A 23,892-nucleotide genomic window follows, 5' to 3' on the forward strand; every position below is an offset into this window, starting at 1 on the left:
AAAGTGGTGGCTAGTAGTCGTTCTGCTGGGCGTCCACGACGGCCACGCTCGCGAGGTTGACGATGTCCTTCACTTCGTCGCCCCGTTGCAGGACGTGGACGGGCTTGTCCATGCCGACGAGCATCGGGCCGATGGCTTCGGCGCCGCCGAGGCGCTGGAGGAGTTTGTAGCCGATGTTGCCGGCCTCCAGATTCGGGAACACGAGGATGTTTGCGGGCTCTTCGAGGTCGGAGAACTCGTAGGTGCCGTCGAGGATGTCCTCGACGACGGCGGTGTCGGCCTGCATCTCGCCGTCGACGGGGAAGTCACACTCGGGGTCCTGCCGCAGGAGGTCAGCGGCCTTCCGGGGTTTGCGGGTGCCTTCGTTGTCGACCGATCCGAAGTTCGAGTACGACAGCATCGCGGCGCGGGGTTCGATGTTGAACCGGCGGGCCAGCTCGGCGGTGTGGCAGGTCACCTCCGAGAGGACCTCTGCGTCGGGGTTCTGGTTGACGGTGGTGTCGACGCAGAACACGACGCGGTTCTTGAACGTGAGCATGTAGACGCCGGCGGCGTAGTTGGCGTCGTCGGCGGTGCCGACGATCTGGAGCGGCGGCTTGAGCGCCGAGGGGTAGTTGTGCATCAGCCCCGTCAGCATGGCGTCGGCGTCGCCCATCTCGACCATGACGCTGCCGAGGTAGTTGCCGTCCTGAACGAGTTCGCCGGCCTCGCGGCGGGTGATCCCCTTGCGCTTGCGGAGTTCGTACAGCCGCTCGGCGTAGGGTTCGAGACTCCCCTCGCCCGGGTCGACGATCTCGGGGTCGAAATCGAGCGCCAGCGTCTCCATGATCGCCCAGATGCGCTCGCGGTCGCCGATCAGGATGGGCTCGGCGATCCCCTGATCGACCAGTTGCGCGGCCGCCCGGATCATCTTCTCGTCGTCGCCTTCCGCGAGGACGACCCGCTTTGGATCGTTTTTGGCCTTGTTGAGGACGACCCGCATCATCTCGCGGGATTTGCCCAGGCGGGCTTCCAGTTGCTCGACGTACTCGTCGAGGTCGAGTTCGACCCGGGCAGCGCCGCTGTCCATGGCGGCCTCGGCGACGGCCGGTGCGACCTCGAAGAGGACGCGGGGGTCCAGTGGTTTCGGAATGACGTACTCCGGGCCGTACTGGAGTGGCTGATCGCCGTAGGCCTTGACGACGGCGTCGGGCACGTCCTGCCGGGCCAGGTCGGCCAGCGCCTCCGCGGCGGCGCGCTTCATCTCCTCGTTGATCTCGGTCGCGCGCACGTCGAGCGCACCCCGGAAGATGAAGGGGAAGCCGAGGACGTTGTTGACCTGATTCGGGTAGTCCGAGCGGCCCGTCGCCATGATGACGGTGTCGTCGCGGGCCTGTTTGGCGTCCTCGTAGGCAATCTCGGGGTCGGGGTTGGCCATCGCGAAGATGATCGGATCCGGCCCCATCGACTGGACCATCTCCTCGGAGACGATGCCGCCGACCGAGAGGCCGACGAACACGTCCGCGCCCTCCATGGCGTCGGCGAGGTCGCCTTCGGGCACGTCGCGGGCGAACTCGCGTTTGAACTCGTTGATGTCGTCCTCCTCGGCGCGGGCCTGGGTGATGATTCCCGAGGAGTCACACATCGTGATGTTCTCGCGTTTCGCGCCCAGCGAGACGTAAAACCGGGCGGAGGCGATGGCGCTCGCGCCCGCGCCGGAGAAGACGATGTCGAGTTCGTCGAGTTCCTTGCCGGCGATGTCGGCGGCGTTGAGCAGCGCGGCCCCGGAGATGATGGCGGTGCCGTGCTGGTCGTCGTGGAAGATGGGGATGTCCATCTCCTCGCGGAGTCGCTCCTCGACCTCGAAACACTCGGGGGCCTTGATGTCCTCCAGGTTGATACCGCCGAAGGTCGGCTCCATCGAACTGATCGAGCGGATCATCTCCTCGGTGCCGGCGTCCTCGAGTTCGATGTCGAAGACGTCGATGTCGGCGAACCGCTTGAACAGGACGCCCTTCCCCTCCATCACGGGTTTCGAGGCCTGCGCACCGATGTCGCCGAGGCCGAGCACCGCGGTGCCGTCGGAGACGACGCCGACGAGGTTCCCCTTGGCGGTGTAGCTGTAGGCGTCAGTCGGATTGTCCCGGATCGCGCGGCAGGGGGCGGCCACGCCCGGCGAGTAGGCGAGGCTCAGATCGCGCTGCGTGTTGGTTGGCTTCGTCGTCGAAATCTCGATCTTCCCCGGGGGATCCTCCCGGTGATAGTCGAGCGAATCCTCGTCTAGTCCCATGCCCATAGGGGACCTTGCCAGCGTAAAAAGGTAACCGAAAATAATGTTCGACGGTCGTCGAACTCCCTGCTTCTGGGGCGCTCTCGGGTCGCGGGAACGAAAGGCCGAACCTAAGTAGGCGCGAACCCGAACGTCGGCTATGCGACTTGGCTTTCGCCACCTCGTTGCGACGACCACGGGGATGACGTTCGTGCTCATCCTGCTGGGCGTCTACACCGGTGCTATCGGTGCGGGACTGTCCTGTGGGGCACGCTGGCCGCTCTGTAACGGAGCCGTGTTCGGTCTGTTTCCGGCAGACTGGCCGAGCTTCGTCGAGTGGTTCCACCGGTTCGTCGCGATGGTCACCGGCTTCATGATCCTCGGGACGACCTACGCCGCCTGGAAGCGCCAGCCCCGAACCGACATCCGGTGGGCCTCGACCGTCGCGCTCGCCGTCCTGCCCGTGCAGGTCCTGCTCGGCGCGAACACCATCTGGTTCTACGGGCCCGTCGCGCAGGTCCTCCACCACACCGCCGCGCTCACAATCTTCGCCGCGCTGACTGCGGCGACCGCCTGGGCGTTCCAGGGAACCACGTCCACGGCCGACACTGCGACCGACGCGGACGCCGACACCAGCGCCGAGGGATCGTCGGACCCCGTCCGGCTCTGATCTCGGCTGTCCACTCTAGACGAAGTCGCCGAGTCCCGACTGCTGATCTCCCGCGTTCGCGTCGTCCTCGGCCGATTCGCCCTCTCCGGCCTCGTCCGCCGACTCCTCGGACGCCGCGCTCGCGAGCGTTGCCTGTCCGTCGCTCTCCTCGTCGCCGTCTCCGGTATTCTCGTTCTCGCCGTCGTCCGTCGCTCCCGCGGCGTGGCCGCCCTCGAAGGCCCCGCCGGAGTGTTCGACGGCGGCTTCCTCCCGGAGCTGTCGGGCGTCTTCGACGATGTCCTGGACCTTGTTGGTGTCCTTCCCGGAGCCGGTGACGAAGGCGACGTGTTCTGTGTCCAGATCGTACCGGGCAGCCATCGCGACGGTGAGTTCCCGATTCTTGCAGTGGTGGGTCATCGCCGCCAGGTGCGGGATGACCTCCCGGCGGGCGGTGGCCATGCTGACCCCCAGACTCTCGGCGATCTCACGGGCGACGTAGTCGCGTTTCTCCCTGGTGCCCCGCGAGCGGCCGAGTTTCGACCAGTAGCTCGGCGGTCCGTAGCGGGTCCAGCCGCCCTTCTCGCCGTCCCGGGCCGCGGCGACGCCGGCGGTCATGTTGTCGCCGGCGTAGCGCCAGTAGGAGTAGTTCTGTGTCGCCCGCACGCGCCCGAGCCAGCGGTCGGCGTCGGCGAGGAAGTCGTAGGCCCGCGCCAACTCGGGGCCCTCGTAGTCCTTGGGCATGTTGTCCTCGATCCAGTTGATCAGGTCGTCGGGCGTCTCGTCCACGTCGTAAGAGGCCTTCAGCGCCTCCTCCGCGCCGGCTTTCTTGATGACGGTGTCGAGGTAGTCGAAGACACCGTTCGTGCGGTCGCGCTCGCCGGTGACCACGTCTTCGGCCCTGAGTTCCGTGCGGCCCTGTGCGAGCGCCTGCAGGTCGTTGATCGCGCCCCGGAGGTCGCCGCTGTTGGACTCGGCGATGGCCGATAGCGCTTCGTCCTCGAACTCGATTCCCTCCTGGCGGCACACGTCCCGGAGGACGGGGACGATGGAGCGTGCGGAGATGTCGCGGAACTCGATCTCGCGGCAGTTGTTCCGGAGCGTGTTGGACATCTCGTAGAAGTCGTTGGCGATGAGGACGACGGGCTGGCCGGCGTCCTTGACGATGGAGGTGACCGCTCGCGAGCCGCCGCGGTCGACGTTGCCGTGGAAGTTGTCGGCCTCGTCGACGATGATGAGCTGTTTCCCGGAGCCGCCAAGCGTCGTGTTCTTGGCGGCGCGGCCGGCGAGGCGCTCGATGTCGTCTTTGGTCCGGGAGTCGCTGGCGTTGAGTTCGACGGTGTCCCAGCCCATATCGTTGGCCAGCGCGTGGGCCGCCGAGGTCTTCCCGATCCCGGGACTGCCGTGGCAGATGGCCGCCTCGCCGTGCTCGTCCCAGGTCTCGCCCCACTGCTGCAGGGCGTCGCGGGCCTTGTCGTTGCCCCGGACCTCCGAGAGCGTCGACGGGCGGTATTTCTCGGTCCAGTCACTCATTACCGGTGGGACGAACGGACCGCGTTTAGGGATTGCGGAGCGGGGGCTGAAGCTGTAGCCTCGCCGTCGGAGAGCCAGCATCCGGCGAGCAAAGCGAGCCGGTTCCCGGGACTCGCGCTCTGCGCGAGTCCCGCTTTTTTCGCCCACGTTTTTGGCGAGGGGGTCACTCAGCGACCCCCTCGCGAAAAAGGTGGAGCCACAAGGTACTTTCCCGTGACACGCGAGGAGAAAGATATGAGCACTGATCGGTTCGGTGGGTTACCGCTCGGAACAGGCGCGATAGCTGGCGCGGGTGCGTACGTGCTAGGATACGTCTTCACGTATCTGCTGGTCGGGAACGAGATACGCGAATCGGCCGCGAATCAGATCGTTCAGGCTGTCGGGGGACAAGACATGACGTATCAGGCCGTCGGATGGGTGTTCTACAATGCTCACTTCGTCTCGACGGTGGTAGACGTGGACGTGCCCTTCTTCGGTGGCTCCGGGGCGATGAACCTCATCGCGGAGGCCGAAGCGTTCTCCCCCATCCTGTACCTGATCCCGATCCTCCTGCTGCTCGGTGCAGGCCTCGCCGTCGGCCGCCGGACGCCCGGTGAACAGGACTACGGCGACGCGGCCGCTGCCGGCGTGACCGTCGTCGCCGGGTATCTGCCCCTCGCAGTGATCGGGGCGTTCCTGGTCCAGGTCCAGTCAGGCGGTTCCTCCGCGGGCCCGGACCTCCTCCTCGGTGCCGTTCTGGCGGGCGTCGTCTACCCCGCCGTCCTCGGTGCAGTGGGGAGCGTCGTCGCCTTCGCGACTCAGTCCCGGTAGCGTGCCCACAGGACGACCGGACTCGTAAGCACGAGCAGGAGTTGCCAGCCCGACTGGGCGACGGGGAACACGCGGTCGACGTTCTCCGCTTCGGCCCCGCGGGTCGGGTCGACGCCGCTGTTGACGTGGTAGCTGTCGGTCGTCCCCAGTTGCTGGGGTCCCGGATCGGGACCCCCGATCTCGACGAACGTCTGGACCAGCCCCCGCTGTGTCGAGTACTCCAGCGTTCCGCCGACGGAGTAGAACTGATCGACCAGCGGGTAGAACGGATTCGCACCCCAGCTGGTGAACAGGTCCAGTCCGACCGCGGCGAAGACGAACGCGGCGACGGCGGTCCAGGCCACGCGTGGCGCGTGCTCGCCGAAGCGCGCCCGGAGCCACGACGTCTCGCGTCGGGCATCGTACGCAAGGGCGAGTACGGCGACTGCCGGGAGCAAGAGCGTGTGAAAGGCCGCGCGATGCGTTCCCGGGACGAGGAGGCTCACGAACACGTCCAGATCGGCGAAGATCACGGCGGTGAACACCACGGCTACGCTCCGGGGCGAGAAGGCGGCACCGAGCAACGCAGCGGCGAGGATCCCGGCGAAGGCGAGATGTACCACCGTCGATGGCATACGACTGATATGGGAGCGACGAGTGAAAACCCCTTCCGGTGGTCTCGGTGCCGTGTCGGTACGTTTTAGTCGTCGAACGTGTCCACAGAGGACATGGGACGTGGGCCACGGCGTGAACTCGCCGAGAAGATCGCCGGCGAGATCACGCTGAGCGACGACCCGGGCGCGACCCTCCGGAAGTGGCGGACCGACTTCGACGTGTCCCAGACCGAACTGGCCGACACGCTAGAGGTCTCCTCCTCCGTGATCTCCGACTACGAGAGCGGCCGCCGGCAGAGTCCGGGCATCGGCGTCATCGAGCGCATCGTCGGAGCCCTGCTGGACATCGACGAGGAACGCGGCGGTGGGCGGATCCGCCAGCACGCGCGGGTCCTCTCGGCCGGGTTCGACAGCGAGATCGTCCACGACCTCCGGGAGTATCCGGCGACGATCCCGATGGACCGATACTACGACGCCATCGACGCGACCGAGGTCGTCGAGGGGGCGCAAGCGACCGTCGCGGGCCACACCGTCATCGACAGCATCGAGGCGATCACCCGACTCTCCAGCGAGGAGTTCTACCGGCTCTACGGCCAGTCGACCAACCGTGCGCTGGTGTTCACGAACGTCACGCGCGGTGAGTCGCCGCTTGTCGCGATGCGTGTCGTCACCCCGACGCCCAACGCCATCGTCCTCCACGGACTGGACGAGGACAGCCTCTGGGAGCACGCGCCGCGACTGGCCCAGATCGACGGCTTCTCGCTGGCCGTGACGACGACGGATCTGCCGACGATGCTCGACGGACTGGACGAGTTGCCCTGAGAGATCTCCTATACCAGGTCACACATTCATTCCCGGGTAGTCGAGAACGGAGCAACCGTTCAGTGGCTCTGCGTATTCACCCATTCAGTTTGATGTCCAGGTCACTCCGAACAGTCCTGAGATGGTGCTGTACTTGCATATATTACGTCGGATTTTCGATAAAAGACGCCGTAGTATGAGCCGTCGTAGACGAGGTACTGGTTTTGAGCAGACCGATTTATGAGATCGTCTTGTAGCGATGGCTCACCCGTGACACACCCTTTGTCTTCGATCGCGAATACTGCCTTTCTCCGAACTTGATCCGGAAGCTCGGATACGTTGATCGGGTTTTCTGGTGGTACGTCGGGTGTCACACGCTCGACAGCGAATACTTCGCCGCTCGGGTTGTCCCGTTCCAGAGTAGTTGTGGGTATGTCTGTCCGGTCTCGTTCGCTTTCGGAGTCTGGTGAGTCAGTTGTGTTGCACCCGGCCGCACCGACTGCGGCCAGTAAACAGAGGACCATAATTGCAATCCGATACGGCGTCAATTCGCCCATGTGTCCAAATCCCTGCTGTCGTCGGTAAATATTTTGTCTGAATTGAGCACCAGCATCCGGCGGCGAAGCCGCCGGTTCACCGCGCCCGAACGCAGTGAGGGCGCGCCCTTTTTCGCCACCGGAAGACTCGCTTCGATCGGCTTCCGAGCTCTCGTTCGTTCCCTGTGGTCACTCACGAGAACCACGTTTTTGCCGCGAGTAGTGCGGGGGCGTAGCTCCTGCATACCATGCGAACGGGCGCAAAGCACCCGTGAGCAGATGGTGGCCGCAGGCCACCCGAGCAGGAAAAAGGTGGTCTAGCAGAGCTTCTCCTGGTAGTACCCCGACCCGGCCAGTCCCCCGTTCAGTTCGCTGGCGGCCGCATCCGAGAGGAAGGCGTCGTCGGGGGTGGCGGAGGGGGCGAGCCAGCCTTCGCTCGTGTGCGTCGAGCCGTCGACCTCGCCGACGACGTTGTGGAGGAGTTCGTGGGTGATGACGTGGACGCGCGAGGAGACCTGTCGGGGATCGTCACTGCTCCGGGCCTGCTGGTAGGCGTCGTTTTGCTTCGACTGGACGTAGCCCGCGAAGCCGGGCGCACTCGCCCGTCCGGCGAGCGTCGGGTGGTCGACCTGTCCGACGACGATCTGGTGGTACCGACAGCGGCGGTCACCGAGGTGGCCCGCGGTGTAGAACCGCGTGGTCTCGTCGTCACCGGTGCCGTCGTAGACCGCCTCGGACCCCAGCGCCCCGCCGTACGGCCCCTCGTCGTCGATGTGGAGCGTGATCCCCGTCGAGCCGTCGGGGTTCTCGACCGGCATCTCCGCGAAGACTCGCTTCAGTTGTGCGATTTCTTGCTGGGAGAGCGGCCGCGTGTACGTGGCGTAGTTGATCTGGAGGTAGATGTCCATCCGATCCGGGTCGGCGTTCGGGAGTTCGACGCCGGCGGGGGTCTCACCTGCTCGTTCCCAGCTGTCCTTCAGGCGGTCGCCGTCGCCGTCCGGTCTGGGCCGGTCGTACTCCCGTTCGGCGGTGCGAGCGCCGTCGGCTCCGTCACCGTGGGTCGCGGCGTCACCGTCGAGTACGTCGTCGAGGCGCTCGTTCGCGTCCTCGAGCGCTTCCTGTGGGTTGCTGGAGTTCGAGAGGTCGCTCGAGTCGCTGATCGGGCTGTTCGCGCCGATGTCGCCGATCACGTACGGGAGCGCCCAGACCGAGCCGATGAGAAAGAGGATCGTGAAACAGAACGCGAAGGCCGCCTTGCCGATGGGTGTGTTCGGCGTGACGAATCCGACGACGCGTCTCGTCCGGGGACCGGCCCGCCGGACCGCGGCGTACCCCACTCTGGCGAACTCGTAGGCGACGAACACCGTGACGATCATCGTCCCGAGAAACACTGTCAGGATGAACGCCCAGTAGGGAAACGACTCGCTGGCCCAGCGGAGGCCGTCCACGACGGCACCGCCCGCCGGCGCGAGCAATCGCCCGACTCGCGTGGGGAACAGCACCAGCGCCGTGACCAACCCGATGATCGCCCCCACGAACGCGCTCTCCGCTGGATGTGCCATACCCCGAGTTGTCCCGCACCTGATTTGAATCCCTCGTTAATTTTATCGTTATCAATAGTTTCGGCTGGCTGGATGACAGTTGAACGATTCGTGCTCTCGGCGACGCTGGCAGCAAAATCGACGTATCAACTTCGAAAACGGCCGGGTGTAACGGGGGATTACTCCACGTAGCGGTATTTGCGCTCGCCCATCCGGCCCCACCCGTCGAAGACGAACTCTTCGTCGGGGGTGGTGAACTCCTCGGCGTCGGCCTGCGTGTCCGTGTCGTGGTTGTGGACGTCGTGGATGTGTTCGTACTCCTCGAAGGAGATGGAGTACCGCGATTCGAGCTGTTCGTCGACGTTCAGCCCGGCGATTTCGTCCTCCCAGCCGGGCTGGACGGTCTCGGCGTGGATCTCGGCCTGTGCGCCGCTCCCGTAGGAGCCGACGAGCAGGCGCTCGCCGGTCAGGTCCTCGCCGTTTTCGAGTGCCGTTTTGAGGCCGCTGACCCGGGCGACGTGGACGGAGCCCGTGTACCAGTTGCCGACCTCGCGGGAGATGGTCAGCGTCGGCTCGATCACGTCGTCGTACCACTCCGCGTAGGTCTCGGTCTCTTTGAGTTTGTCCGTGTACTCGCTGATGGCGTCGCGGTACGCCTCCTCGTCGTCGAACGCCTCCGGCCGGGGCTGGCGACCGATATCCTCGGCCAACTCGTCTTCGATGTGGGTGTTTCGAGTCATGTGCCGGAAGCCAAGCAGCGCGGCCTTCCGGACCATCCCCGGGAACGGCGTGTGGAAGGGCACCAGCGAGAAGTCCTCTGGTTCTACCTCGCCCCACACGGACTCGAAGTCCTCGACTGCCTCGCGCATCCGCGCGAGGTACACCTGCACCGACCGCTTCCCGTCGACCGACGGGAACTGCTGGTTGGGCTTGAGGAAGTCCGTCTCGTCGGCGCTCCCGAAGCCCTGTTCGGGCGACAGTTCGACCAGGTCGGGGTCTTCGCTGATGAGCAGTGCCACCGCGCCTGCGCCCTGGGTCGCCTCGCCCGGGTCGCCGCGGGCGTACAGCGCCGTGTCCGTCGCGACGACGATGGCCTTCCGCCCGCGGTTGCGCCCCGCGCGGATCCAGTTGTACGCGTCGTCGATGCTCTGGGTGCCCGCCACGCACGCGAACTTCCGCTCGCCCTTGTTCGCGTGGTGGAAGTCCCCGTCGTACACCTGTTCGAGACAGCCGGCGATGTACGTCGAGACGGGCTTTGAGTTGTCGAACGCGCTCTCGGTCGCCACGTCGATCCGACCGATGTCGTCGGGCTCCAGCCCCTTCCGTTCCATCAGCCGGTGGGCCGCGTTGGCACCCATCGTCACGATGTCCTCGTAGGCGTCCGGGAACGAACTGGAGTGCAGGCCCAGTCCCTTCGTGTACTTCTCCGGCGACTCGCCCTTCGCGGGCGCGAAGGTCTCCGCCAGGTCCAGTTCCAGCTTTCCCGTCCTGATCTCCACGGCGTCGATGCCGACCGCTGTCATACCAGCAACTGCGGGAACGTAGTATAATATATTGTCGACTAAACTATCGACAGATGTCGAATCGAGCGTCCCCGGACCCGTCGATTCGTTCGAGCCACGATTACGGCGAGACCGTGAACGTCTCGCTGCCCGCGGTCCCGTCGGCCAGCCGATACTGGACGGTCACCTCCACTGTCGACGACGACATGTCCGCCTGAGCGCCGTTCGTCCCAAAGAACTGGTACAGGTGGACGGTCGCGGTTCCCGACGCAGAGGTGACCGACTCGGCGGTCTGGTATCCGTCTGCGCTCAGATCGATCGTCAGCCCGCTGTTCGGTATCGTCTCGCCGCCGGCGTAATCGACGTATCCCGACTGCAGGTCGGTATCGACGTGGAGTTCGTCCTCCCACGGGCCGATGCCGAAGTCCACCACGTCGAGTTCTTCGATGCTGTTCTGCCTCGGGTCGATGGACAGGTCGGTGATCCGGAGGGACTGCTGGTAGTTGTTCGTGACGCTGAACCGGAGGCCGGCGGGGACGCCGGACCCGTCCACGTCGACGCCCGCGCCGTCGCCGTTGTAGACGAGTCCCTCCGGATTCTCCCGGGCGATTCGCAGGGTGAACTCGTCACCGCCGGCGTCCGTCGTCGCCCGGAGTGTGACGTCTCCGACCGCCTCGACGCTCGCGTCCGTCGTAGCCACGCCGCTGGGGCCAGTCTCGCTCGTCGAGGGTTGTAGGTCGCTGATCCGGTTCGTATCGTTCACCGAGAAATCGACCGACGCGAAACTTACAGTCGGCGTCGTTTCGGCGGTCAGCGGCAACGTCCCGTCGTCCGCGTCCACGTTGTAGATACAGGTCCGGTTGTCCTGGAAGCAGGAACGCACGCCGGCCTCGCTTTCGATCTCGGAGAAGAGCCAGTCGATCCCGTAGGACCCCGACTCGGCCGCGCCAGCGACGTCTATCTCGAAACTCGCTCGCTGGCTCTCCGAGGGCGAAGGCGAGAAACTGGTTTCGACTCGTGCGGTCGTCGCCCCGCTCGGCGCGTCGTATCGAAACGCGACTCGCCCGTCCTCGTCGGTCACGTTGTCGATCGGCTCGATGCTTCCTGATCCGTCGACCACTGACGCGTTCACCTCCTGGCCGGACACGGGATTGTTGAAATCGTCCCTGATCTCGGCGACGAGTCGCTGGCTCTGGCCCGTGTTCAGGCTCTCGCCGTTCCCGCTGACGGCTGTCAGGTACTTCCCATCGGTTCCCTCGGTCCCGGTCCCGACGCCCACCTTCGCCATCCGGAGATCGTAGGTCGTGTCCGAAGCCAGATCGAGTCGTAACAGTCCCCACTCGCCGTCGAGAGCCCCTTCGGAAACTTCTACGCCCTCCACGTTATCTTCGCCATCGGTGAGGTTCTCCCACCGATCCTCCGAGAGGCGTGTCGGAACTTCGAGCGTGAGGTTGTGAGAGTCGTTTCGGACCGAGACGGTTCGCGTCGACGTGCTGAGTGCCTGTAGATCCGCCGAGATGGGTCCGGATCGCGTCGAACTGAGCGACCCGTTCAGCGTCACCAACGTAATTTGATCACCTTCGATCAGTTGCTGGCCAGTGATCGGGACCGATCGATCGCGACCCTGGTTGACCAGTACCGAGTTCTCGTAGACGGTCTGGGGGGCCTGATCGTAGCGGTTGTAACCCGGCGCGTAGACGAGTCCGCCGGTGTTGTACACGTGGGTCGATCCGTTCCAGAAGTCGCCGACCTCACCCGTCGCCGTCGCGTTCGCGATCGTCAGGTTGTATCGTTCGTCGGTCGTCCCAGATGTCCTGAGTGTCCCAGTAGCTGGTCCGGGATTGAGGGCTACGAGCCGACTCGGATACTCGACACCGAGATCGACGGTCACCGAACGTCCGGTGTTTCCACCTGGCACCGAGACGATGGCGTTCCGGACCTCCTGTAGCTGCCCCTGCACATCCTGATTGTGATTGAACTCGACCTGTCGGTTCTGATTCGGGACGACGAACGCCTGGTAGGACGAGAAGGCGATGATCAATGCCGCGAACAGAAGCACGGCTCCGACCTGGATTGCCTGCCCGCGCTCGTCGTCCCGAAAGCTCACGTTCCCGACCCTTTCGGCTCCGTGAGTAAAACTCGTGTGGCTATTCCAGGGGCCGTAACGTTCGCGGCAGCTCGCTATCCACCACTCCCGAAACGAACGTGCTCCTCGGCGAGAATCTCGTTCGTCGGCCGGTGGACAATGAGAATCCGTGCGTCGTCTCCCACGTGGCCGTGCTCGCGAACCAGCGATTCACCGAACTGGAACCGGCCGTTGCCATCGTCCGTCAGGTTCGCCGCGTCGACTGCGACCCGGGTGGTCCGGTCCGACCCCCGTACCACGACTACCAGGTCGTCAACTGGAATTTCGTCGCCACCCTGGTGTGTGACGGTCAGATGCGTGTCGTCGGCTTCCACGCGGAGGTCCGCGACGGGAGTCTGCTCCGTGGCGACGTTCGAGAGCACGACGACGCTCACGAGCCCGACCAGCGTGACGACGACGCCGACCAGAATAACGACGCCGACGACCTCCGACTGGGCACGATCACGGGACATCCGGGATACGGGCTCTCGTCGCCCGACGCGCAATAGTATTGGGGCCGTATCGGCCCCTCGACCCCCGTGGCGACCGCGTCAGCGCCCAGTCGCTCTCAGTCCTCGTCCTCTTCGACGACTTCGGGGTCGCTCATCGCCGTCTGCAGGCTGTCGAGGCCGTTGACCCACTCCGCCACCAGCCCGAACTCCAGGTCTTCGGCCAGTTCCATCGACAGCTCCTCGCCGTCGATGATGCGGGTACCGGCCTGTGCGCAGTACCCCAGCGCCGCGTCGGGGTCCTCTTCGGCCTCGGCGTCGGCGGCCGCGCGGACGTACTCCTCGATGGTGCCGTCCTCGGCGACGCCGCCGGCGACGTACTCCTCGGCCGCGTAGAAGACACAGACGAGCGAGGTCTGGACGCCGTCGACCAGCATCAGCTTCTCCTCGTCGTCGAGCTGGACCTCAGAGAGGACGATCTCGCGGATGTCCGCGAGTTTCTCGCGGGCCTCCTCGTCCTCGATGTGGCCGTCCTCGTAGGCCGTGATGATCTTCGCGACTGCGATAGCCGTGTCGTCCTGCAGGTTGAGCAGGAGCCGCGCGGAGTCCTCGTCTTCGGGATCGATATCCTCCTCGTCGATGCGCTCGATCCAGTTTTGCCACCGCTCCTCGGTGTAGAACGTCCCCGGCGGATCGCTTTCGCTCATACCTGCCCCTATGTACGGCCGGGGTTAAAGACTTCGAGGTACACACACCCACGGCGGCCCCACGAATTCCGAGTATTCGGACGATAGCGAGGCCGAGAGGCAGCTTTCCGAGGATACTGTCGAGCGGAAGAGGTCAGGATAACTCGGGTGGACTCGCTCGACCGTGTCCGCGACACGACTCCGTGATCCCCCCGCTCACTCCTCGATCGCCGCGTAGAACCGGAGCAGGCCACACTCCGGGCACATCAGCGTCTCGACCTCCTCGCGCTCGTTTATTCCGAGTTTGCCGAGCAGTCCCGACTTCTTCTCGCCGGTCTTCACGTAGGGCTGCCAGGCGTCGCTCATCCCGAACTCGACGGTTTCCATCGTCACGCTACAGTCCGGACAGCGGCCCGTCATTCTTCAACCTCGGCCTCCAGCGTCGCCTCGGTGTCGATACCGTACACCCGTGCGGGGGTCTCGACGTGCGCGTTGCGGACCGCCTCGTCGTGGCCCGCCTCCAGTAGCCAGCGCACGCGCCGGGGGACCGTCTTCGGTCCCAGCACCGCCCCGGGGCGATCCGGGTCGTCGATGTAATCGGTCTCCATCATGAACGGCTCGCCCTGCTCGATTGCGATTTCGAGTTCCTCCTTGTCCGCGAGGACACTGGGGACGGGGCCTTCCATTCGACCGCCAGAGTAGTGCTTCACTACGCGCTCGCGCGGAAGCCCGCGGTCTTCGGCCCACTCGGCAACCTCGGTGAAGTCCTCGCCGCCCTCCGTGTGCAACTGGACGGCACAGCCGACCTCGCCGCCCAGCTCGAAGGCGTGTTTCATCACGTCGTTGGAGGCCGCCCATACGTCCTCGTCCACGTCGTAGTGGGGCCGACCGGATTTGATAGCCAGCGCCGGCCCCTCGGCGACGTACTCGGCGGCCACGTCCAGTCCCGCCTGCATCAGGTCGCGAGCCTCCTCGGGTTCGTAGCCCCGGTCGAGCAACTGCGAGATCAGCGCCGGGTGGACCCCGAGGACGGGCCAGGCCCGTCCGTCGAGTACTTCCGTGGCGTCCTCGACCGCCTCGACGGTCATGTCGAACACCTCCCGGAAGTCCTCGGCGGCCTCGACCTCGACGCCCAGTCCCCAGGAGGGCTTGTTGAGCACGAGCAGGTGGGTGCCGCCGTGGTCGGCGAACTCCTCGACGGCTTCCGTGTTGCGTCCGTTTACCGGGTCCAGATGGAGGTGATCGTCCAGTACCGGCGTGTCGAGGTCGTCCATACCCGACGTGGTCACGCCCGGCGCAAAAACCGTTCGTCTCGTCGCGCCTCGGGACGTGACAGTCCGGGTAGCGGCCCTCCGGAACCACTTTCCGTTCGCTGGCTGATACCCCACTCGATGAGCACGGGCGGCGTTTCACTCGTCGACATCGGGATCATCCTCGTCGCCACGGGCGGCATCTGGATCGGAAGTGGCTGGCTCGAAGACGCCAGCGAGGAACTCTCGACGTACTACGGCCTCCCCCAGGTCGTTCAGGGCGCCATCGTCACCGCCGTCGGGTCGAGTTTCCCGGAACTCGCGTCCGTCGTCTTCGCCGCGATTCTGACCGGGTCCATCGAACTCGGGGTGGGGGCCATCGTGGGCTCGGCGATCTTCAACATCCTCGTGATCCCGGCGCTGTCGGGCATCGCGGTCGAGGACGACATCGAGGCCAACCGGACCCTGGTCTACAAGGAAGCGCAGTTCTACATGCTCGCCGTCTCGGTACTGGTGATCACCTTCGCGCTGGCGGTGATCTACTACCCCGACAATTCGGCGGGGGCACCCGACCTCGCCGGGTTCGTGACTCGGCCGCTGGCCCTCATTCCGATCGGCCTCTACGGCCTCTACATCTTCATTCAGGCCCAGGACACCGGCGACTACGAGGCCGACACCGACGGGATCGAGGCCATCGACGTGCGCCGGGAGTGGGGCTATCTCGCGGCGGGTCTCGTGGTGATCCTGATCGCCGTCGAGCGACTCGTCCACTCCGTCGACGTGATCGGGGCGACGCTGGGCGTCCCGGAGTTCATCATGGGCGTGACGATCATCGCCGCCGCGACGAGCCTCCCCGACGCACTGGTGAGCGTCCGGGCGGCACAGGAGGACCGCGGCGTCGCCTCGCTCGCGAACGTGCTGGGGTCGAACACCTTCGACCTGCTCGTGGCGATTCCGGTCGGCGTCCTCATCGTCGGGTCGGCCTCGATCGACTTCGCGATGGCCGTCCCGATGTTCGCCGTCCTCACGCTGGCGACCATCCACCTCTTCACCGTTCTCCGGACCGACCTCTCGCTGACCGATCTGGAAGCCTACAGCCTGCTCCTGGCCTACCTCGTCTTCGTCGTGTGGGTCGTCCTCGAATCCGCCGGCGTCATCGACGGGATTCTGCCGGCGGGCTAGCGAGCCACCTGCTCACTCCAGCGTGACAGCGTCGTGAGCGGCGGTCCGGAGCGCGTCCGAGCGGCCGTACTCGCCCGGCGCGATGGCGAACGTCTCGATGCCCCGGCGCGCGGCGGCCTCGACGACGGGCTTGAAGTCGGTATCCCGGGAGGCGATGGCGAGCAGGTCGATCTCGCCGTCGGCGACTGCGGCGGTCGCGTCGACGGCGAGTTTCACGTCAACGTCGCCGCTGGTCGTCACGACCTCGAAGCCGTTGGCCTCGGCGGCCTGAATCAGTCCGGCCGTCGCGTTCTCGTCGAGGTAGAGCCGTGTGATGGCGAGTCGTCCCCGCTCGTCGGCGACGGCGCGTACGTCCGCGAGGTCGACGTCGAACTCCGAGCGCAGAACGTTCGGCCCGTCGACGAACAGGCCGACACGGGTCGCCCCGCCGCCGGAGAGCCGATCCAGCAGTCCCATACCCCTCCGAGGGCGGGCAGGCGTTAAATGACTGTTCGTCCTCACTCCGCGGACGGGTCGACCAGAATGGTGCCGTCGCTGTCGACCGTCACGTCCTGTCCGTCCAGCGTGAACGTCACCGTGACCGTGCCGGTTCCCGACGCCAGCACGCGCGCGAGCGCGTCCGGGTCGAGTACGTCGTTGAGCAGTTCGGAGAGCTCCATCCCCTCGACGCCCCGCGCCTCCGCGACGGTATTGACGACGGCCCCCGTCAGCGAGTCCGGATCGTCCGGATCCCACGTCGTCCGGATCGGTCCCCCGTCATCCTCGTCGGTCCCATCAGACCCCATGCACCCGGCTACAGCCACCGGGTAATCAAAGGTTGTGCTTCCGTGCAGAACACAGTCACCACCGACAGTTCCTGCCGACGGAGCCGTCGCTTCCCGTCTAGCGACGACCGAGAACGATTCCCCGGCGATCAGGTCAGGTCGGGCACCAGCGGCGCGTCCGTCTCCGCCCCACGCGCGACGCCCCCGTCCGAGGCTACGCGACTCCCGTCGTCGGTCCGGTCGGTCGCGGCTGCGAGTTCGGGCACCATCGGGTCGATTTCGTTGGATCGAGGCCGGATCATAGTAGGTACGTCCGCTTCGTTTCATCGTCCCACCTCCATCAGTATAAACCTTCATGATTTATCCTTATACAGCGTACGGTCAGCGATGGGCGGATGTCCGTCTACTTTGACCCAATATAACGCGTCGATTCTGCCGTAATGTTCGGTTATTCTGGGCCGGGTAAACGTTCGTCGAAAAATATTGCGGATCCCTTCGCGCGTCAACTGAGGAAGAGCCGCCGCTCGGCGCGCTCGTGTTCCGCCGACAGAACATCGACCAGCGGAGCGAACGGGCTCAGATCCTCGACGGTCCGGTCTTCGTTCGCCTCCCACGCCGCGACGACTGTGGGGCGGCTCTCGGTGACGATACGTTGCACGTCGGTGTGACCGATCCGGAGGACGCGCTGGGCCGCCCCGACGAGGTCGGTGACGAACGAGTAGCCTAGAACCAGCGCCGCCTGCCGCGCGCTCGTGCCGGTGCGGGCGGCCACCGCGCCGAGGACGGCCGCGTAGTTGCCCGGCGCGCCCCCCGCCTCGACGGCCTCCTCGTAGGTCGGCAGGAAGGGGTCGTCCTCGGTGTCGGCCACGAGCGAGCACAACTGTCCGCCGGTCCGTGTCGAACTCTCCCGGAACTCCGCGGGCAACTGCACCGCCGAGCACCGCCGGTCGACCCGCCGGAGTTCCGCGAGGTCGCCGTCGCTCGCCGCGTCGTGGGCCGCTGCCACGACCACCATGTCGCAGGGCCCGATCTGCCGGTCGAGGTAGGTCGCGACCAGCGCCTGGAGGTCCGCGGCGTCCTCGACGTCGTCGGCCGCCACGAACTGCTCGACCCCGTAGGAAGTCGTGAACGACCCGGCCGGAAGGAACGAGTCCGCGAACTGTAGCGCCGCCACCGCCGACTCGTCCGCCGGCGTCCCGTCGCTCATCCGCCTCCCTCCTCGTTTAGGACCGACTCGTCCAGCGTCCGGATATCTGATCCGGGTGCGTGGCTGTGGCTCTCCGATCCGTGCACGTGACCGTCACCGCCGTGGCCGTGATCGTGGCCATCGTCTCCGTGGCCGTGCTCGTGATCGGCGGTGCCTGCACCGTCGAACCGCGTGGGATCGACGTTCTCGCGCCGGGTCTCCGCTCCGGCCGGGAGCATCGCGGTGACCTCTTCGATGGTCCGTTCCCCGTCGGCGTCGAGCGCGATCAGTACTTCGTCGCCCCGCACGGCGAGGTCACGATGTCGGTTGCCGACGGCGTGGCCCAGTTCCGTGGCCCGGGCCATCGCGGCGGCGTCGCCGGCAGCGAACCCCACGACCAGCGCCTCGCGGTCGGCGAACTCGACGAGAACGACTCGCTCGTCGTCGTCCACCAGCACGTCTCCCGGTCGCAGGCCGCGTTCGTCCTCGACGACTATCCCGATCTCTGTCCCGGCGTCAGTCGTCGTCCGGATCCGCGAGCGCCGGCGCTCGCGCTCGTCCAGCACGACTCGTTCGACCGCCGAATCGTGGCGCGATTCGACCGACCGCCGCAGATCGGCGTCGTCGTCGACGTTCCCGAGGATCGACTCGCTGACCAGCATCAGTCTTTCCTCCGTTCGGGTGCTGGCGCACCGACCAGCAGCCGACGCGCTTCGTCCCACGCGGCGTCGAGCGCGCCCGAGACGGCCGCCCGCTCGCCCAGCGCGCGGACCATCACACCCGCGTCGTTCGGGAGCGCAGTAGCGCCCGCCCGGGCGTCCGTCGCGTCCGCGACCCGCTCGTGGAGGGGATCGGCCGCCGCGTCGCCGACGACGTACAGCGTCCCCAGCACGTCGTTGACGCCCATGACACCGGGTCGTCGCGGGTCGCGCTCGGCGGGGTGGAGGTCGGTCGTATCCTCGAACAACAGCCCGTCGGCGTCGCGTGCCTGCAGGCGCGTGTACGCGCGCTCGAACTCGAAGACCTCGTCCCGGGCCAGCCGTCCCGGGACCAGTACCTCGCCGACGACGGCGCTGGCTCCCTCGGCCACCGAGAGTATCGTCTCACCGCGAAAGCGGGCGTCGGCGTGCAGGATCGTCGGCTCCGGCAGGTACTCAAGATAGCCGTCTTCGGCGACCGAGAGGTCTACGTCGACCCGTCCGAAGTTGCGGTCCATGCCGTGGACCTTCGTCGCGTTCCCGGTCGAGACGTGAGCCCGCGCGTCCGCGCCGACGGTCACCGAGAGGTCGTGGCGGTCCCCCTGTGCGACCGCGCCGGTCGGTGACTGGAGGTAGACCGTCGCCAGCCCGGGCAGTTCCTCGTCGTGGTCCAGCGCGCCGGTCAGGTGGAAGGGGACCGTGGCGTAGTCCTGCACCAGCCGCGTCTCCCCGTCGACGGCGGCGAACGCCGCCTCGAGCCGGCCCTCCTTCCCGACCGCGCCGTCGGCCGCCGGGGGCAGCCGTTCGTCCGCGTAGGCCGCGAAGGCCTCGCGTGGGTTCCTCGCCGCCATCTCAGGCGAACAACACCTGGCCCTGGATCTCGTCGGCCACGGCGTCGATCCCGTCTTCGGTCTTGCAGTTCGTGCATATCACCGGCCCGTCCCGGACCTCGTTCGCGTCCCGCTTCATCAGGTCCAGATCGGCCCCGACGTGGGGTGCCAGATCGGTCTTGTTGATCACCAGCAGATCGGCCTCGGTGACGCCCGGGCCGCGCTTTCGGGGGATGTCGTCGCCCTCCGCCGTCGAGATGACGTACACGAAGTAGTCGGCCAGTTCCGGGTTGAACGTGGCCGCGAGGTTGTCCCCGCCGCTCTCCAGGAGGACGAGGTCGAGGTCGGGTTCGATCTCCAGGAACCGGTCGATCTGTTCTAAGTTCATCGACGGGTCCTCCCGGATGCCGGTGTGGGGACAGGCCCCGGTCTCGACGCCGGCGACCAGTTCCGGCGGGATCTGGCCCGCGAAGGACTCCCGGAGCACGTCCGCGTCCTCCTGTGTCAGGATGTCGTTGGCGATGACGCCGACCTCCAGTCCCTCCTCGCGTAGCCGCGGGACGAGCGCCCGGACCAGCGAGGTCTTGCCGGAGCCGACCGGGCCGCCGATGCCGACGGTGGCGACCTGCCGGCTCACGGCTCCGAACCTCCGTCGTCGTCCGGGGAGTCGGCTTCCGCCGGCCGACCGCCGTCGGTCGCCAACCCCATCTCCTCTGCCTGCTCCGGCGTCTCGAACCGGATCGGGTCGTGGATCGTCACGAGTTTCGTCCCGTCGGGGAAGGTCGGTTCGACCTGCACCGTGTCGATCATCTCGGGCACGCCGTCCATGACGTCTTCCTCGGTGAGCAGGGTCTGGGCCGCCGAGCGGATCTCGGCGACGCCCATCCCCTCGCGGGCGCGTTCGCAGGCCCAGTCCGAGATGAGCGCGACCGTCTCGGGGTGGTTCAGCTCGACACCGCGCTCCCGGCGGCGTCGTGCGAGCTCTGCGGCCATGAAGATCGTCAGCCGTTCGCGTTCTTTGGGTGTGAGTTTCATCGTTAGAGCATGTACCGCTGTGCGAGCGGGATCTCTTCTGCTGGTTCGCAACTGATCACGTCGCCATCCACTGTGACCTCGAACGTCTCTGGGTCGACCTCGATGTCGTCCGGGCAGTAGTCGTTGCGTACCATGTCGGACTTCGCGACCGTCCGGGCGCCAGAGATCGGGACGACCTCGCTGTCGAGACCGTACGCCTCGCCGACCCCGCGCTCGGCGGCGGCCTCGCTGACGAACGACAGCGAGAGGGCGTGTTTGGCCTTCCCGACAGCGCCGGCGCGCTCGCGCTGGACGATCGGCTCGCAGGTCATCAGCGACCCGTTGGCCTCGCCCATGCTCGACATGACCGGGAAGCCGCCCTTGAACACCATCGAGGGCTTGATACCGAAGAATTCGGGCTCCCACAGCGCCACGTCCGCGATCTTGCCGGGTTCGAGCGAGCCGACGTAGTCGTCGATGCCCGCAGTGATCGCCGGGTTGATCGTGTACTTCGCGATGTATCGGAGGATGCGCTCGTTGTCGTTGTCGGTCCCCTCGTCGCCCGGCAGGGAGCCGCGCTGGCGTTTCATCTTGTCCGCGGTCTGCCAGGTGCGCGAGATGACCTCGGCCATCCGGCCCATCGCCATCGAGTCGGAGGTCATGATCGAGACCGCGCCCTCGTCGTGGAGGACGTCTTCAGCGGCCAGCGTCTCCGGGCGGATGCGCGACTCCGCGAAGGCCACGTCCTCGGGCACGTCGTCGTCGAGGTGGTGACAGACCATCACCATGTCCAGGTGCTCGTCGACGGTGTTCTCCGTGAACGGCATCGAGGTGTTCGTCGACGAGGGGAGGGCGTTGGGTTCACCGACGAGTTCGATGATGTCCGGTGCGTGGCCGCCGCCGGCCCCCTCGATGTGGAACATGTGCATCGTCCGGCCGTCGATGGCGTCGAAGGTGTCCTCGACGAACCCGGACTCGTTGAGGGTGTCCGTGTGGATCGCCGTCTGGACGCCCATCTCCTCGGCGACCGAGAGGCAGGTGTCGATCACGTCGGGCGTCGACCCCCAGTCCTCGTGCATCTTCAGCCCGCAGACGCCTGCTTCGACCTGTTCGCGGAGCGGTTCGGGATCGCTGGCGTTGCCCTTTCCGTAGAAGCCGACGTTGACCGGCCACTCGTCGGCCGCCTGCAGGAACCGCTCGATGTTCGCGGGGCCGGTCGTACAGGTGGTCGCGCCGCCGCCGTAGCCGCCCCCGACCATCGTCGTGATTCCCGACGTGAGGGCGTGCTCGTACAGGTTCTCGCTGTTGAAGTGGATGTGAATGTCCAGCCCGCCGGGCGTGGCGATCATCCCCTCGGCGTTGTACACGTCGGTCGAGGGGCCGACCACCATGTCGACGCCGTCCATCGTGTCCGGGTTGCCAGCCTTCCCGACGCCCGCGATTTCGCCGTCCTCGATCCCGATATCGGCCGAGACGATTCCGAGCACGGGGTCGATCACGACCGCGTTCGTCAGCACCCAGTCCAGCGCCCCCTCCGCGGCCGTGACGCCCGAGGCCATCCCCATGCCGTCCCGGAGCGTCTTCCCGCCGCCGAAGACCGCCTCGTCGCCGGGTGTGCCGAGGTCCTCCTCGACCTCGGCGAAGAGTTCGGTGTCGCCCAGTCGGACCCGCGATCCCTCCGTCGGGCCGTACAGGTCCGTGTACTGGCGTCTCGAGACGTCTCTCATTCCGCGTCCTCCGCAGTGTCCGTGGGTTCGGTCGGCTGGTCGTCTCCACTGCCGGTATCCCCGAACCCGCGTTCCCGAACCCGGGCCAGCGCCGCCCCGACCTCGCCGTCGCTGGTCGCGCCGTCGGTCAGCCCGTTGTGCCCGGTGACGCGCTGGTTCCCGCCGTAGGCCACGAGGTCGACCTCGCGCTCGTCGCCCGGCTCGAACCGGACTGCGGTGCCCGCCGGCACGTCCAGCCGCATCCCGAACGCCGTCTCCCGGTCGAAGGCGAGCGCCCGGTTGACCTCGAAGAAGTGGAAGTGCGAGCCGACCTGCACGGGCCGGTCGCCGGTGTTCGCGACCGACACCGTGGCCGTCTCCCGACCCTCGTTGATCGTGACAGTCCCCTCGCCAGGGTCGACCTCGCCGGGAATCAGATCACTTCCCATCTTCGTCACCTCTCGCCACTATCTTTTGCCGATTGTCCATGTTCACTGGTGAATATCTAGAGCATTCACTAATCATTGCCGGTTGGGGCGAACGAAGCAACTGGAAAGACGGGCAATCAGTGGACGAACGACCGAGAATTTCTGAACAGTCGTGTAAAATCGGGGTCTGTCCCGACCACTGTGTGTTCCGGTATGAACGAAATTCTGCCAGTAACGCGTTCGATTGTATTCTTTCGGATGGAAACTAGGTGGATTCGTTCGGTTCCTGTCGGTAAAAGCGACGGATATTTTGATCGGATCGGAGGATTAATCACGACGGTGGTTCGTGTCGGGACACATGGCAATCACTGCTGCAGCGATCACCGGCGCGGTGGTTGGCCTCCGGCACTCGCTGGAGGCGGACCACCTGGCCGCAATTTCGACGCTCGTCGACGACCGGAAGACCGACCGCCCCGGCGTAGTCGGAGCCTCCTGGGGTGTCGGGCACTCGCTCCCGATCATCGCCGTCGGGCTCCTCTTCGTCTTCCTCAGTGCGTCGCTCCCCGAGACCGTGACGCTGGCCTTCGAGGTACTGGCCGGCCTGATCCTCGTCTATCTCGGTCTCCGGATGCTGCTGGAGGTCGCGGGGCTACTCACCGTCGAGCGCCACGAACACGACGGCCACGAACACACGCACGTCTCGCTCGGGAGCGTCTCGATCGGCTCCTTCCACACGCACGTCGACGGCGAGTCGTTCCTCGTCGGCATCGTCCACGGACTGGCCGGGAGCGGTGCCATCGTCGTCGCGCTCGCCGCGAGCGCCTCGACCGTCTCCTCCTCGTTCTCGCTGTTGCTCTCCTTCTCGGTCATCACGGTGCTGACGATGAGCGTCCTCTCGTACCTGTGGGGCTCGGTGCTGACCACCCGCCTCCAGTCCGGCCTGAAAGTCGTCGCCGGGAGCGCGAGCTTCGGCATCGGCGGTCTGCTCGTGGCGAACGAACTGCTGGGCATCGGCCCGATCCTGTTCTAACGCCTCCGTCGTCGGCGGTTTCCGTCGCCTGTACAGTCGAGCGACAGTTGTCCTGTCAAATCTTCTACATTCACTTTCTCACCATCCGTAATTGGCTGTGCTAATTTTGACCGAATGTTTGGGTTTCGAGCGAGTCCCGGATTATATTGCTAACGTGTGGGGTCTGTCCTTATACAATACGGCAGAATCTTGGGAGAATTAATACCTGCTTGGAAACTGTTATAAGTACGTGCCAATCACAGTCTTCCGTCGAAAGATGGTGGACGTATATTCGGAAAATCACGGAAGTATTGGCTACAACTCGAACGTAACTGCGGACTTTGTGGACGGTCGT

The 23,892-nt window shown here is 65.9% G+C and carries 26 protein-coding genes; 5 read left to right on the forward strand and 21 right to left on the reverse strand.

The features are described 5' to 3' along the window. Window positions 1–10 precede the first annotated feature (10 nt). Window positions 11–2,269, reverse strand: coding sequence for an NADP-dependent malic enzyme (locus tag BV210_RS13940; protein WP_077207237.1), 2,259 nt, complete (start codon window positions 2,267–2,269; stop codon window positions 11–13). A gap of 139 nt (window positions 2,270–2,408) precedes the next feature. On the opposite strand from BV210_RS13940, the gene BV210_RS13945 reads away from it, so the two are divergent. After that, complete coding sequence (locus tag BV210_RS13945; RefSeq protein ID WP_077207238.1) at window positions 2,409–2,918, forward strand: COX15/CtaA family protein; 510 nt, start codon at window positions 2,409–2,411, stop codon at window positions 2,916–2,918. A 15-nt stretch (window positions 2,919–2,933) separates the two neighbouring features. Here the strand turns inward: BV210_RS13945 and BV210_RS13950 are convergent, their stop codons facing one another. Continuing rightward, the gene (locus BV210_RS13950; RefSeq protein WP_077207239.1) at window positions 2,934–4,427 is read right to left on the reverse strand and encodes a replication factor C large subunit; all 1,494 of its coding nucleotides are present in this window, start codon (window positions 4,425–4,427) and stop codon (window positions 2,934–2,936) included. A 234-nt stretch (window positions 4,428–4,661) separates the two neighbouring features. On the opposite strand from BV210_RS13950, the gene BV210_RS13955 reads away from it, so the two are divergent. Continuing rightward, window positions 4,662–5,237: a hypothetical protein gene (locus BV210_RS13955; RefSeq protein WP_077207240.1), complete on the forward strand. Its 576-nt coding sequence runs from the start codon at window positions 4,662–4,664 to the stop codon at window positions 5,235–5,237. Here BV210_RS13955 and BV210_RS13960 read toward each other — a convergent pair. Next, window positions 5,225–5,851 (reverse strand): metal-dependent hydrolase, encoded by a 627-nt coding sequence (locus BV210_RS13960; RefSeq protein ID WP_077207241.1) that lies wholly within the window; start codon window positions 5,849–5,851, stop codon window positions 5,225–5,227. The two genes, BV210_RS13955 and BV210_RS13960, sit on opposite strands and share 13 nt — an antisense overlap. Window positions 5,852–5,944: 93 nt before the next feature. Between BV210_RS13960 and BV210_RS13965 the strand changes: the two genes are divergently transcribed. After that, entirely contained in the window at window positions 5,945–6,652 is a 708-nt protein-coding gene (locus BV210_RS13965; protein WP_077207242.1) for a helix-turn-helix domain-containing protein, read from the forward strand. Window positions 6,653–6,753: 101 nt separating this feature from the next. Here BV210_RS13965 and BV210_RS19950 read toward each other — a convergent pair whose 3' ends face one another. The 8 genes from BV210_RS19950 to BV210_RS14000 all read right to left on the reverse strand — a co-directional run bounded on the left by BV210_RS19950 (window position 6,754) and on the right by BV210_RS14000 (window position 14,744). Beyond that, complete coding sequence (locus BV210_RS19950; RefSeq protein WP_157526031.1) at window positions 6,754–7,188, reverse strand: hypothetical protein; 435 nt, start codon at window positions 7,186–7,188, stop codon at window positions 6,754–6,756. Between the two features lie 296 nt (window positions 7,189–7,484). Continuing rightward, entirely contained in the window at window positions 7,485–8,729 is a 1,245-nt protein-coding gene (locus BV210_RS13970) for a hypothetical protein (RefSeq protein ID WP_077207243.1), read from the reverse strand. Window positions 8,730–8,887: 158 nt separating this feature from the next. Next, on the reverse strand, window positions 8,888–10,231 hold the full coding sequence (gene hmgB, locus BV210_RS13975; RefSeq protein ID WP_077207244.1) for a hydroxymethylglutaryl-CoA synthase: 1,344 nt from the start codon (window positions 10,229–10,231) through the stop codon (window positions 8,888–8,890). Window positions 10,232–10,331: 100 nt separating this feature from the next. Next, complete coding sequence (locus tag BV210_RS13980; protein WP_077207245.1) at window positions 10,332–12,317, reverse strand: hypothetical protein; 1,986 nt, start codon at window positions 12,315–12,317, stop codon at window positions 10,332–10,334. 74 nt (window positions 12,318–12,391) lie between these two features. After that, window positions 12,392–12,808: a type IV pilin gene (locus tag BV210_RS13985; RefSeq protein ID WP_077207246.1), complete on the reverse strand. Its 417-nt coding sequence runs from the start codon at window positions 12,806–12,808 to the stop codon at window positions 12,392–12,394. Window positions 12,809–12,903: 95 nt separating this feature from the next. Beyond that, entirely contained in the window at window positions 12,904–13,491 is a 588-nt protein-coding gene (locus tag BV210_RS13990) for a DUF2150 family protein (RefSeq protein WP_077207247.1), read from the reverse strand. A gap of 195 nt (window positions 13,492–13,686) precedes the next feature. Next, window positions 13,687–13,890: a hypothetical protein gene (locus BV210_RS13995; RefSeq protein WP_077207248.1), complete on the reverse strand. Its 204-nt coding sequence runs from the start codon at window positions 13,888–13,890 to the stop codon at window positions 13,687–13,689. After that, entirely contained in the window at window positions 13,887–14,744 is an 858-nt protein-coding gene (locus BV210_RS14000) for a TatD family hydrolase (RefSeq protein ID WP_077207249.1), read from the reverse strand. Before BV210_RS14000 ends, BV210_RS13995 begins: the two co-directional genes overlap by 4 nt. Window positions 14,745–14,861: 117 nt before the next feature. Here BV210_RS14000 and BV210_RS14005 point away from each other — a divergent pair, with 117 nt between their 5' ends. Then, window positions 14,862–15,902, forward strand: a complete 1,041-nt coding sequence (locus tag BV210_RS14005; protein ID WP_077207250.1) for a sodium:calcium antiporter — start codon at window positions 14,862–14,864, stop codon at window positions 15,900–15,902. Between the two features lie 12 nt (window positions 15,903–15,914). Here the strand turns inward: BV210_RS14005 and BV210_RS14010 are convergent, their stop codons facing one another. The 10 genes from BV210_RS14010 to ureB all read right to left on the reverse strand — a co-directional run bounded on the left by BV210_RS14010 (window position 15,915) and on the right by ureB (window position 22,549). After that, window positions 15,915–16,358, reverse strand: coding sequence for an NYN domain-containing protein (locus BV210_RS14010; RefSeq protein WP_077207251.1), 444 nt, complete (start codon window positions 16,356–16,358; stop codon window positions 15,915–15,917). Window positions 16,359–16,399: 41 nt separating this feature from the next. Beyond that, window positions 16,400–16,687: a HalOD1 output domain-containing protein gene (locus BV210_RS14015; RefSeq protein WP_084802639.1), complete on the reverse strand. Its 288-nt coding sequence runs from the start codon at window positions 16,685–16,687 to the stop codon at window positions 16,400–16,402. Between the two features lie 128 nt (window positions 16,688–16,815). Beyond that, complete coding sequence (locus BV210_RS19955) at window positions 16,816–16,968, reverse strand: hypothetical protein (protein ID WP_157526033.1); 153 nt, start codon at window positions 16,966–16,968, stop codon at window positions 16,816–16,818. A 200-nt stretch (window positions 16,969–17,168) separates the two neighbouring features. Beyond that, window positions 17,169–17,873 (reverse strand): urease accessory protein UreF, encoded by a 705-nt coding sequence (locus BV210_RS14020; RefSeq protein ID WP_077207252.1) that lies wholly within the window; start codon window positions 17,871–17,873, stop codon window positions 17,169–17,171. Beyond that, the gene (locus tag BV210_RS14025) at window positions 17,870–18,514 is read right to left on the reverse strand and encodes a hypothetical protein (protein ID WP_077207253.1); all 645 of its coding nucleotides are present in this window, start codon (window positions 18,512–18,514) and stop codon (window positions 17,870–17,872) included. The genes BV210_RS14020 and BV210_RS14025 overlap by 4 nt, the downstream gene beginning before the upstream one ends. Next, entirely contained in the window at window positions 18,514–19,401 is an 888-nt protein-coding gene (locus BV210_RS14030) for an urease accessory protein UreD (protein ID WP_077207254.1), read from the reverse strand. Before BV210_RS14030 ends, BV210_RS14025 begins: the two co-directional genes overlap by 1 nt. Window position 19,402: 1 nt before the next feature. Further along, a complete protein-coding gene (gene ureG / locus BV210_RS14035; RefSeq protein WP_077207255.1) occupies window positions 19,403–20,017 on the reverse strand; it encodes an urease accessory protein UreG in 615 nt (204 codons plus the stop codon). After that, window positions 20,014–20,415 (reverse strand): urease subunit gamma, encoded by a 402-nt coding sequence (locus BV210_RS14040; RefSeq protein WP_077207256.1) that lies wholly within the window; start codon window positions 20,413–20,415, stop codon window positions 20,014–20,016. Before BV210_RS14040 ends, ureG begins: the two co-directional genes overlap by 4 nt. 2 nt (window positions 20,416–20,417) lie before the next feature. Continuing rightward, on the reverse strand, window positions 20,418–22,121 hold the full coding sequence (ureC, locus tag BV210_RS14045; RefSeq protein ID WP_077207257.1) for an urease subunit alpha: 1,704 nt from the start codon (window positions 22,119–22,121) through the stop codon (window positions 20,418–20,420). Then, on the reverse strand, window positions 22,118–22,549 hold the full coding sequence (gene ureB / locus BV210_RS14050) for an urease subunit beta (protein WP_077208067.1): 432 nt from the start codon (window positions 22,547–22,549) through the stop codon (window positions 22,118–22,120). The genes ureC and ureB overlap by 4 nt, the downstream gene beginning before the upstream one ends. Before the next feature lie 337 nt (window positions 22,550–22,886). Between ureB and BV210_RS14055 the strand changes: the two genes are divergently transcribed. Next, window positions 22,887–23,558 carry a sulfite exporter TauE/SafE family protein gene (locus tag BV210_RS14055; RefSeq protein ID WP_077207258.1) on the forward strand — a complete coding sequence of 224 codons (672 nt, stop codon included), beginning with the start codon at window positions 22,887–22,889 and terminating at the stop codon, window positions 23,556–23,558. Window positions 23,559–23,892: the final 334 nt, after the last annotated feature.

The organism is Halorientalis sp. IM1011 (assembly GCF_001989615.1).
In the GTDB taxonomy this organism is placed as follows: domain Archaea; phylum Halobacteriota; class Halobacteria; order Halobacteriales; family Haloarculaceae; genus Halorientalis.